Below are 14,625 nucleotides of genomic sequence, written 5' to 3'. Positions count from 1 at the left end.
AACCTCTAATTAACATAATATTATTAGATGCATTGAAAGACACAAATTGATTTTCATTATGCTGTAAAAACAATTTTTTGCCATGATAACTGGCAAAATTTCTGATATTATTTATGACCTTAACTTTGCATTTAGCGTTCGCCTGTTTAATTTGGCTTCATATATAGGATATTGTTCATGAATCTCGCCGATAAAGTATTAGCTGTTAATAACGACCTCCCAATCCGTACCGACCAACCCGTTCATAGTGGTAAGGTTCGTTCTGTATATTGGTTAACGGAAGCTGACAGCAAACGTTTAATTCTAGAAAAAGGCTATGATGTCGCGGCTGATGCACCATTAGCGATTATGGTAATTAGCGATCGAATCTCCGCTTTTGATTGTATTTGGCATGGTGAAGGCGGTATGAATGGCGTTCCCGGCAAAGGTGCTGCACTCAATGCTATCTCTAACCATTGGTTTAAACTGTTTAAAGAGCAAGGGTTGGCAGATAGCCATATTTTAGATATTCCTCATCCGTTTGTTTGGATTGTTCAAAAAGCTAAACCTATCATGATAGAAGCTATTTGCCGACAATACATTACAGGTTCGATGTGGCGCTCCTATGTAAAAGGCGAGCGTGAATTCTGTGGCATAAAAATAGCAGGGGGATTAGAAAAAGATCAAAAGCTTCCTGAGCTACTCATTACACCTTCTACTAAGGGTATTTTACATGATATCCCCGGAGTACCTGCGGTTGATGATGTTAATATTACTCGACAAAACATCGAAGATAACTTTACTGCTTTTAATTTCTCTAAACTCGAAGATATTAATTACTACGAGAAACTATTAAAAGAAGGCTTCGATGTTATTAGTGATGAACTTGCTAAAATAGAACAAATTTTTGTTGATACAAAATTTGAATTTGGTTACGTTCAAGATAAAGCAGGTAATGAAAAATTAATTTATATGGATGAAGTCGGCACACCAGACTCTTCTCGTATCTGGGATGCTACAGCCTATAAACAAGGTAAAATTGTGGAAAATTCAAAGGAAGATTTCCGTCAATTATTACTTAATCATTTTCCCGATCCGGATATTTTATTAAATAAAGATCGTATGCAAGAACGAACGGCACTTGCACGTGATAACGCCCTACCAGCAGAAGTTTTAATGAAAATTTCAGAAACCTATATTGGTATAGCAGAAAAAATAATCGGTGAGAAAATTACATTATCGGACAACCCAAAAGCCGAAATCATAGCGATTTTAAGCAATGACTATGGTTTGATTGATTAACAAAAAACATTGACAATATAAATATCAAAAGCAGGATTTTTCCTGCTTTTTTACAAGTATATAGGTTAAAAATGAGCACTTGGTCTTTGCTACTATTAATCATGCTAATATTAGGCGTCATTGTTGGTAATCTTATGCTTTTAAAGCATAGCGCCAATATGAAATTGCCTGATAATGTCATTAAATCAATAAAGGAAAGGGAAAAAAAGAAGCGAATGGATGAAAGTGATAAAAGTGATAAAAGTGACTAGTATGCAACTAGCCACTACTTTTATCTCTACTAACTATTTTTAAAGTGGTTTTGTTTGCTGATTTTTAAGCAACAGAACATCGCGAACTTTTTCTGTGATACTAAAATACAAATCCGTAACCGTTTGATCAGGTAATGGTTTCTTATCTTCATCTAACCACACTATTGAAGTATTACCGCCAATAGATTCCCCTAACTGAACGAAATATTCAGCCTCTTTGAGCTCAAATGGATTAAGGTTATTTGCTTGCCAATACTCATCATTGGGTCGATTGAATTTAAGTAAGAAATAACCAAGATTTTCATCAGACTCTACCAATTCGAAACTTAATAACTTGAATAAGGAAGGGAGTTTCAACCATGTAGTTGTGAAATTCGTATCAACAATCCATGCGATTTGATAATTATCATCAAAACCGAGTTTGATTGGTAAAGGTTGTGAATCAAGCGCCTCTAAGGCTGCATTTTTTTGTTGTTGGTAAGCATAATCCAACAAGCTATTGACAAAACCAAGCTCAATATTTCTTCTACTTTGATCGGAATAATTATATGGCAACTCTTTGCCATTATTCGTTTCCACAAATGTCAACAATTGCACATTTAATGCAACACTGTTGATCCCTTCTAACTTTTCAAGCGAAAAGAAATAACTCGATTTTCTGATCATTTCATTGGTAATTAAGTAATTACCGATATCTACTTTATCCTCTATGAAAGTGGTCGTTTCTAGTTGTTTCAAGTAATCATTTTTAGAAGTAATATTGATATCTCTAAGTTGTAAATAGTCTTCTAACAAGTGCCATATTACATCTTCAATGCTCTCCCCTTGCTCCATTCTATTGAACCAAATTTTGGTGTATTTAGTTGCAGTTGGATCAAGTAACACACCTTCCATCGGCGAAATAAGCTGTGTAGGTGGACGGATATCAACATCTTTAGTCATAAAACCATTCTGTATTTGCATCTCTGTCAATGCAGGGGTTTTATATAAAGCCGTCTCTTCATCATGAGAAAAATCGCCAATATTATATACGGCTGCAGGTTTTTCATCCGTGTATTGATAGGGGCCATTGGCCTGCATACGGCTATCAAAGCTGGAGCATCCCGATAATGCTATGGCAATAAGGATGCTTGTTGATAGTTTAGATTGTTTGAATAATTTAATCATTTAAATAAGTTTGCTTGTGTTAAGGCGTCACGAACGACAGTTTGATACTGTTCAGAAAGAATTGTTAAGGGTAAACGACAATCCGCAGCAGGAATCAGACCAAGTTCAGTACATGCCCATTTTACAGGAATTGGATTGGCTTCGACAAATAACTTGTTATGAACGGGCATCAGTTGTGCATTTATCTGTTTGGCTAACTCAATGTTTTGATTTTTTAATGCGGCGGCACACATTTGAGCCATTTCAACGGGCGCAACATTAGTAGTAACTGATATCACACCATGCCCACCAGCTAATATAAAATCACAGGCAGTTGCATCATCGCCACTTAACAAAGCAAAGTCATCGGCGACAACGGCTTGAATGTCCTTAAGGCGTTGTAAATCACCGGTTGCGTCTTTGATGCCTATAATGTTTTTATGTTTCGATAAACGCGCAACCGTTTCAGGTAACAAATCTACAGCAGTTCGCCCTGGCACGTTATACAGAATTTGTGGTAAATCACAGGAATTAGCGATGGCGGTGAAGTGTAAATACAGCCCCTCTTGCGTTGGTTTATTATAGTAGGGAGTGACATTCAAACCAGCCACGACACCCGTATTAGCAAACAATTTACTTAACGCAATTGCTTCTGAAGTGGAATTTGCGCCATTTCCTGCAATAACAGGAATTCGGCCATCAGCAAATTCAAGTGTTTTCATTACAAATTTAACATGATCATCAACATTTAATGTTGCAGACTCCCCTGTCGTACCGACAGCAACAATTGCTGAAGTCCCTGAATCCACATGAAATTCAACAAGTTTTTTCAATGCATGGAAATCTATTTCGCCAGTTTTATCCATCGGTGTCACGAGTGCGACGATACTACCTGTTAACATCTTCAAAGCTCCTCTTTATGATTTTTCAATGTTACTTTTGCAAACTATTAAACACAAGCGATAAAGTACATAGATTACGCTTAGATTTAGAAAATATGGGATAGATGCTTGCGTTCAGACATTTTAACGATAATCTAAGCATATATTTATAGGCGTTTTTCAATAGAGGTTAAAATGCAATCAACTAGCCATGATGTAACAATATCAACATTTCCACAAATAATCATTGAAGGCTCTAAACAGCAACCCGTTCTTGTCGTTTTTTGGTCCCCTCAATCACCTGTTTGCAACACCCTATTGCCTTTATTAGAAAAACTACATAACGAAGGCAATCAAACATTTACATTAGCTAAAATCAATTGCGATATTGAGCAACAAATAGTGAATCATTTTGGCGTGCAGAGTGTTCCGAGTGTTTTCATTTTTAAAGATGGGCAAGGCATTGATGGATTTGCAGGCGAGCAAAGTGAAGCGTTTATTCGCACTTTTATTAGCAAGCATACTCCAGACCCCGCATTAGCTTTGCTTAATCAAGGGCAAACTTTATTCGCTCAAGGTCATCTAGATGAAGCCAAAAAAGTGCTTTTAGAGGCGAGCAAAATTGCAGCAGAGCAAAGTGACATTAAACTTGCCCTAGCACAGGTGTATCTTGCATTAGGGGAGCATGAGAGTAGTAAGCACATTTTGCAAGACATTCCGCTGAACGAACAAAATATGATTTACAATAGCCTTGTCTCACAGTTACAGTTGGCCATGCAATCCACACAGACACCTGAAATAGTAGCGTTAGAAGCACAATTACAATCTTCACCGGATGACATGGCTCTGCTGTACCAATTAGCAGGTCATTATCAACAAGTAAAAAGAAATAGCGAGGCTCTCCCCTTATTGTATAAAATTTTATTGACCGATTTAGGATACGAAAATGGCGAGGCTAAACAAATGATCTTAACTATTTTAGCCAAGCTCGATGATGCGGCGCTCGTCGGTGAGTATCGCCGTAAGGTATACAGTTTATTGTATTAATTCAAATCATCCAAAATACTCAAAGTTTTGATATAGGCAAATATTGATTGATTTACCTGTAAATCTAATTCGTATAGGGATTTGCAGGTAACTTTTGCAAGTATTTTTTGTTTACCCGTAGAGAGTGTTAATAGAACACTTCCTTTTAGTAATGGTTTGATAGAAGAGATAGTGACTCGTAAACAATTCTGCAATGAACAATGATTTAAAAGCGCTGTAGCAATGACCACATCTTTACTTTCTACTTTAACCTGAACTTGCTGTTGACCTTCGATATTATGCGCCGTTAAAAACACCTCCTGCCCATCTAACCAGCCCCTTAACAAGGCATATTTTTCATCATAAACGAGGCTTGTTACCTTTAACAACAACCCCGAATGAGCGTGCTTAACCAAACTTAAATCAGGATTTAAAAACAGCTCTTCAGGGCTGCCTAACGCTTCTACTCTCCCTTGGTTAATTAACATCATTTTATCCCCCAAATAAAACGCCTCTGCCATTGCGTGCGTGATATAAATAATGGGAATGTGCTGACTGATACTTTTAATAAAAGGCAGTAAAATTTGTCGACTATGATTATCTAGTGAAGAGAGGGGTTCATCCATAATAAGTAATTGCGGCGCGGTTAATAAAGCACGAGCGATCGCTATTCGTTGCTTTTGTCCACCGGAGAGCTGATAACTTTTTTTATGCAATAACCCGGCAAAGTCAAGCTTATGCGCTAACTCTGTAATACTAAATAAAGGGTTCACTGATTTTTTACATGCAATTTGTAAGTTCGCCAATACGTCGAGGTGTGGAACAAGCGAGGCTCTTGAAAGACCATACCTATTTTTCGTTTATCGGTTGTCACAAAGGAATGCGAATCTTGCCAATGTTGATGCTTAAATTCTAGGATACCTTTAAAACCGTTATCTAAACCGGAAATGGCACGTATCAACGTCGTCTTTCCCGAACCTGAATCACCAAAAAAAATACAGATTTGAAAATCACCACTCTCCCCTTGAAAGTGGAAGTCACTTTGATCTGTTTGTGTGGTTGTTTTTTTTATATCAAATTTAAGCATAGGTCAGCCGCTTTTGACGCTTTTGTAAAATGCCATAAACGAGCATCAAAAGGGTCATTGAGAATGCAAGTAAAATAAAAGCTAACAACTCTGCTTGTGCGTATTGCAACGTTTCCACATGCTCAAAAAGTGTGATTGATAACACCTGGGTTTCGCCAGGTATATTGCCACCAATCATTAAGACCACACCAAATTCACCAATCGTGTGCGCAAACCCCAACGCCCCTGCAATGATAAAGCTCGGTAATAGCATTGGAAAAACAATGTGGTAAAAAGTTTCTATCGGATTGAAACCAAGCGTTGCTGCAACCTCTAAATAATCGTCATTTAGATTAACAAAAGCGCTTTGCAGCGGCTGAACAACAAAGGGTAGCGAGTAAATCACTGAAGCGATAAGTAAACCAGAAAAAGAGAATGCTAAGCTATTGCCTGTCAAATCGCGCCACAATCCCCCTAAAAAACTATCGGGTGAAAATGCAACAAGCAGATAAAAGCCCAATACCGTCGGGGGTAGTATCAAAGGTAAAGCAACGATAGACTCTAGTATTGGACGAAAAAAAGAGCGGCTTCGAGCCAGCCACCATGCTAATAAAGGAGAGATGAGCAATAATATAACGGTCGTTAGCGAGGCTAATTTTAAGGTCAACCAAATAGCACTGATATCCGTTTCTAAGAGCATATTAGCGATATCCCTGAGTCTGTATAAAAGCTTGTATTGGTTTAGATTGTAGATAGTTAATGAATTGTGCGGCTTGCACTTGATTTTTTGTATTCATTAATACCCCCTGCTGAACAATGGGGTCATACAAATGCGCAGGTATAAGGTAATAATTGCTTTGATTCTCTTGTACTAATAAAGAATAGGCAACCAAACCGCCCTGCACGCTTCCCGATTCAATAAATTGGTAAGCTTGCGCTATATTTGTTCCCTTTACATAGTTCAATTTATTCCATAAATTGAAATGTTCTAAGCTTTGTTTGGCCGCTAAGCCATAGGGGGCAAGTTTAGGGTTAGCAATCGCCAATCGTCCTTTAAAATCGCCTAATGACTGTAGATTAACAGATACATTACGTGGTTGCCAAAAAGCAAGCAGTCCCTGTGCATAGGTAAAACGTGACCCTTTTAGCGCAAATTTCGATTGTTCTATTTTTTCAGCATGGATGCTGTCGGCAGATAAAAAAATGTCAAAAGGTGCACCATGAACAATTTGGTTATATAAGGTTCCCGTTGATGCACTTGAAGCAACTACCTCATTACCGGTCTCTTGCTGATATTGATCAATAATTGCACTGAGTGTTGCTTTAAAATTACTCGCTACCGCAACCTTGATTTGCGCTTGCACTGTATAACTGCTTAATACCAATATCAAAAACAAAAGGCGCCGCATTATTTTTCACACCATTTATTGAGTGCGGCAAGGTCACTTTCACGGGCATCGACCCAGTGACTATCACATCCCATAAGCTGCTCTTTTTTCCAAAAAGGCGCCTGCGTTTTTAAATAATCGATAATAAATTCACAGGCCGCAAACGCATCGCCGCGATGTAAACTGGCGATTCCAACAAAGACAATTTGATCCTGTAATTGCAGCTCTCCTACGCGATGTATAACCGTACAATCAATCAGTTGCCAACGTTTATTAGCTTGCTCTGTAATATCTAGTAGCATTTTTTCTGTCATACCGGGGTAGTGTTCAAGCGTTAATGCTGAAACCTTTTCTCCTTGATTAAGATCGCGCACTAAACCACAAAAAGTAACCACAGCACCAACACTACTTTTAGCGCGCAAACGGTCATACTCAACCTGTAGGTTAAAATCTTCGTTTTGTACTATAACCATGCTAACCACCTGTTACGGGTGGGAAAAATGCAACTTCATCACCACTGTGTAATTGCTGCGAGCGATGACTCATGACCTGATTGACAGCAACTAATAAATTAGCTTGCCCTAAACTTTTCTGCCAATTATCCCCTCTCCCCTGTAGATTCGCTAACAGCTCGGTTACATCACGATTTTCAGCACTATTTAGCAGCAGTTCATTTACACCGACTTGCTCTCTTACCTGCGCAAAAAAAAACACCCGTATCATGTTCTCTCCTCCAACTTAAAGTGCCCTGATTTACCACCCGTTTTTTCAACGAGTTTAATATCACTTATGATGATATCTTTTTGTACTGCTTTACACATATCGTAAATGGTCAGGGCCGCGACTGATGCCGCAGTCAACGCTTCCATCTCAACGCCCGTCTTACCTTTTAATTTACAAAGCGCTTGAATTTTTACACGATTATGAGCGGATTCAGCCGTCAACTCCACTTCGACTTTAGTCAAAGCAAGCGGATGACATAGGGGGATTAAATCAGCAGTTCTTTTAGCCGCCATGATACCAGCAATACGGGCCGTAGCAAAAACATCACCTTTATGATGTGCTCCATTAATAATAAGCGCAAGGGTTTGCTCTGACATCTGCACATATGCCTGCGCAATAGCTTGCCGCGTCGTAACCTCTTTGTCACTGACATCGACCATATTAGCCTTACCATCTTGGTTGATATGTGTAAATTGATTTACCATTATTGGCAGCTCTCCCCAATGTGAGGGATAAAATTGCAGGGTTTATGCTGTGAATTTAACTGCTCTTGAATTATTTTTGTCCAGGCAGTACGACATGCCCCCGTTGAACCCGGCATGCAAAAAATCACCGTATTATTAGCAAACCCAGCTAATGCGCGACTCTGAATCGTTGATGAACCAATCTCTTCATAGGATACATGACGAAATAGCTCACCAAAGCCCTCTACTTGCTTATCAAATAAAACAGATACCGCTTCCGGCGTGGTGTCTCGAGCAGTGAACCCCGTTCCTCCAGTAATAAGAATTGCATCAACCATAGGGTCAGCAATCCAATGGGAAACAACGGCACGTATTTGATAAGGGTCGTCTATCACAATTTGTTTATCTTGCAGGTGATGTCCAGCTTGTTGTAAGGCATCGCGTAAATAGCCCCCCGAAGTATCTGTCTCCTCTGTACGGGTATCTGATACTGTCAGCACACAGATTTTAACCGTTTTAAACTCTTTACTGGCAAGGTGGCTCATTTTTATCCCCTAAATATTGTCTTTGATTTTTTGAAAGGTATTAACACATTCCATCCACTGTTGTGGTGTATTACTATTTTTAAAGTATATATATTGAGATGGATTGGTCGCTATTGCTTGTATTTGTAAGGTGTTAAGTAATCGCATTAATGAAAACTGTTTTTTTTCTGTAAATTGTAAGCTTGACTGTAAATAATCACAAAGTAGTTTATTCAAAGGTAAAATCATAGGCATAGTGGCACCTTCAAAGTAGACGCCTTGCGGATGTTCTTTGAATGCCTCTAATAGTTGTAAGCAATGCTCTTTCACTAACAGCGGCATATCGACGGGTATGATAAATAGCGCATCATAGTGAGGATAGAGAGCAGTAGCACAGGCGTGGATCCCTGAAAGTGGGCCGTTATTTACAGAGATATCTTTAATACAGTCATACTCAGGATAATTACCACTAACAAATGTTGCGGAAAAATCAAGGCCATCAAGTAATGTAACGGCACGGGAAAGTAACGTTCGTTCAGCTAATTTTAAATTGGCCTTATCCTTACCCATGCGAGTCGACAATCCACCCGCCAATACGATACCTACAATGTTCAAAATATTGTCTACCCAAAAAAGTTAACAAAAAGGAGCAATAATTGCTCCTTTGATATTCAGTATAACCTGATATTTACCAACCTTCTACACCAGTCATATCCGGTAACTTATGGGCAATACCTTTATGGCAATCGATACAGGTTTTTTCACCCGCGGCTAATGCTGTTGAATGCATTTTCACACTACGAGGCCCTTGCTCGGAAAAATCCATAAAGTCAAACTCATGACAATTACGACACTCCTGTGATTTATTTTCTTCCATACGTTGCCACTCCCTTCGCGCTAAATGGCCTCGGCGAGCTAAAAACTTCTCTTCTGTATCAATTGTTCCCATCGCAAAGGCAAATAACTCTTTAGAAGCTTGTACCTTACGAACAATTTTATCAGTCCAGTTATGAGGTACATGACAGTCAGAACAGATAGCTCGCACACCAGAACGATTCGAGTAATGTATCGTTTCACGGATCTCTTTAACGATTGGCGCATGGCAACCTGCACAAAATGCTTCTGTATTTGTCGCCTCCATCACTGTATTAAAGCCGCCCCAGAAAATGATCCCTCCTAAAAATCCGAGCATGAGAATAAATCCCATTGCAGCCGATGATGGAGACTTCATGATAACCCACAAGCGTTTTAAAAATTTTAGCATGATACCCTCGCCTAAAGATTATTGTAATGATTCAACTGGTTCAAAATTATTTTCGACCAAAGGTTTGGCATCTGCCTGCGGCACATGACATTGAAGGCAAAAATAACGACGTGGCGAAACATCTGATAAGGTGATGTTATCACGAGTGACAAAATGTGTTGGGCTTATTTTGGTGGCGCCAACTTTTCCGGCATTCTTCCAACTATGGCAAGACAAACACTTATTTGCATTCAATGTGACATCATAACCACGAATATCATGGGGGATTAAAGGGGGTTGATGTACATAACTTCGATCGATTGGCTCTCTATCTTTTTGAATATGTTTCAGTAGTTCGGCCTGATTAGTATCAGAAATCCGTTCATACCCACGTAAAGATTCAACACCCCCATCATCGGTAATAATAGCTGTATCGGCACTCCATGAAGGGCTAGCCGAAAAAGCGACGATCCCCACTGTTATGATAGCTGTTAGCAATTTTTTCATCTTATTTCTCCACCCTTACGAGCTATTTCTTACCGTGTAATACGGTCGTAATTATAAAAACATCTTCTGCACAAACATCGATACAACGACCACAATTCGTACAATTTATATCACTGACTAAGGTACTTTCACTACCATGAACGGGATCTTTTAATACATCGGGCTCAGGGCAAACATCAAAACAATCTAGACAATTAGTGCATTTTTCACGGTTTAGAGCTGCAACCTTGATTAAACTAAATCTATTAATCAGTGAATAGAATGCGCCCATCGGGCATAAATGCCCACACCATCCCTTTTCTACTGCGATGAAATCAAAGATAAATATCATCAAAAACAATATCCAACCAAAGCCCATCCCAAAAAACAGACCACGGTGAAATGCCGAGACAGGATTAATAAGTTCCCATGACATCACGCCAGTAAAAATAGGCAATATTATCACCATTGCCAGTATCCAATAACGCCAATCACGGCTTATTACTCTCTCTTTTCTAAGCTTTAACTTCCTACGCAACCAAGCTGCAGCATCCGTGATTAAATTAATGGGGCAGACCCAAGAGCAAAAAACACGTCCTCCCACAATTAAATAAAAGAACAAAACGATCAGCATGCCTAATAACGCTTGCCAAAGAGGCTGAAAACCAGCAGCCACACTTTGTAGTAAAATAAAAGGATCACTAAAAGGGATGGTTTGCATAAGTAAGCTTGAACTTAAGTTACCCTGAATAATCCAAACCCCAGCTAGAGGCCCCAATAAAAACAGTATTAATATAAAGCCCTGCGAAATGCGACGCAGTAATAAGAAACGGTTGGCCAGTAACCAGCCTTTCTTTGCAACGGCAGCTTTACCTAACTGATCGCTTTTCATTTAAGTCCCTCAGGTAGCCGATCAGGAAGGTCCAATACGGGATCAATTAAAGACTTACCTGCTTTTTGTTTCTCTTCCCACCCCCAACGGTAATGTTTACCTAACTCACCTTTAGCTAAGGCAATGGGTAACACTTTAATTGCCGCCGCTTCTAACACACAAGCCTGCTCACATTTACCACACCCCGTGCAAACATCGGAATGTACTGTAGGAATAAATACCGCATGATGACCCGTTCGCGTATTACGGTGCATCTCTAAGGTAATGGCATCATCAATCAAAGGGCAAACACGGTAACAAACATCACAGCGTAGCCCTTGAAAGTTTAAACAATTCTCTTGATCAATTAATACAGCTAACCCCATTCGAGCATCATCAATACGCTTCAGCTCAGGATCAAGCGCCCCCGTTGGACAAGCTACCTGACATGGAATATCTTCACACATTTCACAGGGATCCGTGCGAGCTATAAAATAAGGAGTCCCCGTCGCAATCGGTTCAAATAAGCGCCCTAGTTTTAATATATCGTAGGGGCAAGCTTCCACACATAAACCACAACGGACACAGGCTGATTGAAAAGTAGATTCAGCCAAAGCCCCTGGTGGACGCAGTATTTGTGGACTAATTGATTGACTGTGATTGGAGTAGCTCGCCAACCCCAGCCCCATAAATCCTGCACCACAGGCACCTTTACTTGCATCAACAAGAAATTGACGCCGTGTTTTTTTTCTTTGTGGTCGCTTACCCATTAAATTACACTTTTTTCGTTATTTTAACCGCACACTTTTTATAATCTGTTTCTTTAGAAAGTGGATCGGTGGCATCAAGAGTAATTTTATTCGTTAACTGCTTCGCATCAAACCAAGGCATAAACACTAAACCTTTAGGTGGACGATTACGACCACGAGTTTCAACACGGGAAGTCAACTCCCCTCGTCTAGAAGCTAAGACAATAGCATCTCCACGGCGCAACCCTCGCGACTGAGCATCATCTGGATGCATAAATACAACCGCATCAGGAAATGCACGATACAATTCAGGAACACGGCGAGTCATTGACCCCGAATGCCAGTGCTCAAGAACACGCCCAGTGCTTAACCATAAATCATATTCCTTATCAGGCGATTCTGCTGGTGGCTCATAGGGCAAGGCAAAAATGACCGCTTTTTTATCTGCTTTGCCATAAAATTGTACTTCACTGCCAGCTTCTACATAGGGGTCATAACCTTCACGGAAGCGCCACAACGTCTCTTGTCCATTGACAACAGGCCAGCGTAAACCTCGTGCTTTATGGTATTGATCAAAGGACGCTAAATCATGCCCATGGCCACGACCAAAGATGGCATACTCTTCAAACAACCCCTTTTGTACATAAAATCCAAAGTCGCGCGATTCATCATTAAGCTGATCAGGTTTCAATTCATCGAGTTTATACTTATCGACTTGTCCATTACGATAAAGTACGTCATACAATGTTTTACCTTTCACTTCTGGCATTTTTGCAATCAAATCAGCAGGCCATACCTCTTCAATTTTAAAACGTTTAGAAAACTCAATTAACTGCCATAAATCTGATTTTGCCCCTTCAGGCGCGTTAACTTGCTGGTGCCAAAACTGAGTGCGTCGCTCTGCATTGCCGTAAGCACCTTCTTTTTCAACCCACATAGCCGTCGGTAAGATAAGATCAGCCATTTGTGCCGTTACCGTTGGATAAGGATCAGAAACAACAATAAAGTTTTCTGGATTACGGTAACCAGGAATAATTTCCTCATTAATATTCGCGCCGGCTTGTACATTATTAGTACACATCACCCAATAGGCATTGAGCTTGCCATCTTTTAACATACGGTTTTGTAAAACTGCATGGAATCCCGGTTTCCCTTCAATGGTTCCTTCTGGTATTTTCCATATTTTTTCTGTTATTTCACGGTGTTTAGGATTGTTAACAACCATATCAGCAGGCAAACGATGAGAGAATGTCCCAACTTCACGTGCTGTTCCGCAGGCAGAGGGTTGCCCCGTTAAAGAGAAAGGCCCCGAACCAGGTTTAGATATTTTACCGACTAATAGATGTACGTTGTACATCAGATTGTTAGCCCATACACCCCGTGTATGTTGATTAAAACCCATGGTCCAATAGGAGGTGACTTTCTTATTCGGATCTGCATAAACTTTAGCCAATTCAATCAATTTTTCTGCAGGCACACCCGACATTTTAACTGTATAATCAAGGTCATATGTCGATACAAATTTTGCAAATTCTTCGAATGTTATTGCCGTTGAGTCACCCGAATCTGGATTTTTTGCGGCTTGTTGTAATGGATCTGTTGGGCGCAGACCATAACCAATATCCGTCACTCCTTTACGGAAGTTGGTATGCTTTTTAACAAATTCTTTATCTACCGCATCATTTTGAATAATGTAGTTAGCGATAAAATTAAGAATAACTAAATCGCTTTGTGGTGTAAAAATCATGCCATTATCGGCTAGTTCAAAAGAACGGTGCGTAAATGTTGATAATACATGTACACGAACATCGGGATTACTTAAACGACGATCAGTTAAGCGAGACCAAAGTATGGGATGCATTTCTGCCATATTTGAGCCCCAAAGCACAAATGCGTCAGCATTTTCGAGGTCATCATAACATCCCATCGGCTCATCGATGCCAAAGGTACGCATAAAGCCAGCAACTGCAGAAGCCATACAGTGACGCGCATTAGGATCTAAATTGTTGGTGCGAAATCCAGCTTTCATCAATTTAGCAGCTGCATAACCTTCCCATACAGTCCATTGACCTGATCCAAACATACCGACAGAGGTTGGCCCTTTTTTCTTTAGCGCTTCTTTAAATTTTTCGGCCATAATATCAAAGGCCGCATCCCAGGAAATCGGAGCGAACTGACCTTCTTTATCATAGACGCCATCAGTCATGCGTAATAAGGGAGTCGTTAAGCGATCTTTGCCATACATTATTTTTGATAAAAAATAGCCTTTAATGCAGTTTAGACCTTTATTCACGGGTGCATCGGGATCCCCCTGTGTCGCAACTACTCGGCCGTGCTGTGTGCCAACGAGAACACTACAGCCAGTCCCACAAAAGCGGCATGGTGCTTTATCCCATTTAATTTTACTGGCATCTTTACTGGCAATTAAATTGCTGGCAGAGGCTGGTAGTGTTATGCCAGCAACGGCCGCTGCAGAAGCGGCGGCCTGTGCTTTCATAAATTCACGTCTAGTAAATTTCATTTTAC

Annotated in this window: 18 protein-coding genes and 1 pseudogene; 3 read left to right on the top strand and 16 right to left on the bottom strand. The window is 40.0% G+C overall.

Translation table 11 applies throughout. From position 1 onward, the window contains the following. Positions 1–177 precede the first annotated feature (177 nt). Positions 178–1,281, top strand: coding sequence for a phosphoribosylaminoimidazolesuccinocarboxamide synthase (locus AB1A03_RS16705; protein WP_354625724.1), 1,104 nt, complete (start codon positions 178–180; stop codon positions 1,279–1,281). Between the two features lie 71 nt (positions 1,282–1,352). Then, positions 1,353–1,532, top strand: coding sequence for a DUF2897 family protein (locus tag AB1A03_RS16700; protein ID WP_354625723.1), 180 nt, complete (start codon positions 1,353–1,355; stop codon positions 1,530–1,532). Between the two features lie 39 nt (positions 1,533–1,571). Here the strand turns inward: AB1A03_RS16700 and bamC are convergent, their stop codons facing one another. Both bamC and dapA read right to left on the bottom strand, forming a co-directional pair. Continuing rightward, positions 1,572–2,699, bottom strand: a complete 1,128-nt coding sequence (gene bamC, locus AB1A03_RS16695; protein ID WP_354625722.1) for an NlpB/DapX family lipoprotein — start codon at positions 2,697–2,699, stop codon at positions 1,572–1,574. Further along, positions 2,696–3,580, bottom strand: coding sequence for a 4-hydroxy-tetrahydrodipicolinate synthase (dapA, locus tag AB1A03_RS16690; protein ID WP_354625721.1), 885 nt, complete (start codon positions 3,578–3,580; stop codon positions 2,696–2,698). Before dapA ends, bamC begins: the two co-directional genes overlap by 4 nt. 174 nt (positions 3,581–3,754) lie before the next feature. Here dapA and AB1A03_RS16685 point away from each other — a divergent pair, with 174 nt between their 5' ends. Next, positions 3,755–4,606 (top strand): tetratricopeptide repeat protein, encoded by an 852-nt coding sequence (locus AB1A03_RS16685; protein WP_354625720.1) that lies wholly within the window; start codon positions 3,755–3,757, stop codon positions 4,604–4,606. Here AB1A03_RS16685 and AB1A03_RS16680 read toward each other — a convergent pair. The 14 genes and pseudogenes from AB1A03_RS16680 to napA form a co-directional block, all read right to left on the bottom strand. Further along, entirely contained in the window at positions 4,603–5,073 is a 471-nt protein-coding gene (locus AB1A03_RS16680; protein WP_354625832.1) for a TOBE domain-containing protein, read from the bottom strand. The genes AB1A03_RS16685 and AB1A03_RS16680 overlap by 4 nt on opposite strands. Before the next feature lie 183 nt (positions 5,074–5,256). Beyond that, a pseudogene (locus AB1A03_RS16675) lies at positions 5,257–5,672 on the bottom strand (ATP-binding cassette domain-containing protein); the annotation flags it as partial. After that, the gene (gene modB / locus AB1A03_RS16670) at positions 5,665–6,351 is read right to left on the bottom strand and encodes a molybdate ABC transporter permease subunit (RefSeq protein WP_354625719.1); all 687 of its coding nucleotides are present in this window, start codon (positions 6,349–6,351) and stop codon (positions 5,665–5,667) included. The gene modB and the pseudogene AB1A03_RS16675, both read right to left, overlap by 8 nt. A 1-nt stretch (position 6,352) precedes the next feature. Then, positions 6,353–7,015, bottom strand: a complete 663-nt coding sequence (gene modA / locus AB1A03_RS16665; RefSeq protein WP_354625718.1) for a molybdate ABC transporter substrate-binding protein — start codon at positions 7,013–7,015, stop codon at positions 6,353–6,355. 44 nt (positions 7,016–7,059) lie between these two features. Next, entirely contained in the window at positions 7,060–7,512 is a 453-nt protein-coding gene (gene moaE / locus AB1A03_RS16660; RefSeq protein ID WP_354625717.1) for a molybdopterin synthase catalytic subunit MoaE, read from the bottom strand. Position 7,513: 1 nt separating this feature from the next. Continuing rightward, positions 7,514–7,762: a MoaD/ThiS family protein gene (locus AB1A03_RS16655; protein ID WP_354625716.1), complete on the bottom strand. Its 249-nt coding sequence runs from the start codon at positions 7,760–7,762 to the stop codon at positions 7,514–7,516. Then, positions 7,759–8,247, bottom strand: coding sequence for a cyclic pyranopterin monophosphate synthase MoaC (gene moaC, locus AB1A03_RS16650; protein ID WP_354625715.1), 489 nt, complete (start codon positions 8,245–8,247; stop codon positions 7,759–7,761). Before moaC ends, AB1A03_RS16655 begins: the two co-directional genes overlap by 4 nt. Next, positions 8,247–8,771 (bottom strand): molybdenum cofactor biosynthesis protein B, encoded by a 525-nt coding sequence (gene moaB / locus AB1A03_RS16645; RefSeq protein WP_354625714.1) that lies wholly within the window; start codon positions 8,769–8,771, stop codon positions 8,247–8,249. The genes moaC and moaB overlap by 1 nt, the downstream gene beginning before the upstream one ends. 9 nt (positions 8,772–8,780) lie before the next feature. Then, complete coding sequence (locus tag AB1A03_RS16640; protein WP_354625713.1) at positions 8,781–9,365, bottom strand: molybdenum cofactor guanylyltransferase; 585 nt, start codon at positions 9,363–9,365, stop codon at positions 8,781–8,783. A 73-nt stretch (positions 9,366–9,438) separates the two neighbouring features. Then, positions 9,439–10,014 (bottom strand): NapC/NirT family cytochrome c, encoded by a 576-nt coding sequence (locus tag AB1A03_RS16635; RefSeq protein WP_354625712.1) that lies wholly within the window; start codon positions 10,012–10,014, stop codon positions 9,439–9,441. Between the two features lie 18 nt (positions 10,015–10,032). Then, the gene (locus tag AB1A03_RS16630) at positions 10,033–10,500 is read right to left on the bottom strand and encodes a nitrate reductase cytochrome c-type subunit (RefSeq protein WP_354625711.1); all 468 of its coding nucleotides are present in this window, start codon (positions 10,498–10,500) and stop codon (positions 10,033–10,035) included. Between the two features lie 22 nt (positions 10,501–10,522). Next, positions 10,523–11,371 (bottom strand): quinol dehydrogenase ferredoxin subunit NapH, encoded by an 849-nt coding sequence (napH, locus tag AB1A03_RS16625; protein ID WP_354625710.1) that lies wholly within the window; start codon positions 11,369–11,371, stop codon positions 10,523–10,525. Further along, on the bottom strand, positions 11,368–12,120 hold the full coding sequence (napG, locus tag AB1A03_RS16620; RefSeq protein WP_354625709.1) for a ferredoxin-type protein NapG: 753 nt from the start codon (positions 12,118–12,120) through the stop codon (positions 11,368–11,370). The genes napH and napG overlap by 4 nt, the downstream gene beginning before the upstream one ends. Positions 12,121–12,124: 4 nt before the next feature. Further along, positions 12,125–14,620, bottom strand: a complete 2,496-nt coding sequence (napA, locus tag AB1A03_RS16615; protein ID WP_354625708.1) for a nitrate reductase catalytic subunit NapA — start codon at positions 14,618–14,620, stop codon at positions 12,125–12,127. Positions 14,621–14,625: the final 5 nt, after the last annotated feature.

Source organism: Psychromonas sp. MME2, from assembly GCF_040566515.1.
GTDB lineage: Bacteria > Pseudomonadota > Gammaproteobacteria > Enterobacterales > Psychromonadaceae > Psychromonas.
Note: the sequence above shows the minus strand (reverse complement) of the source record. Positions and strands in the feature narration are given on the sequence as shown.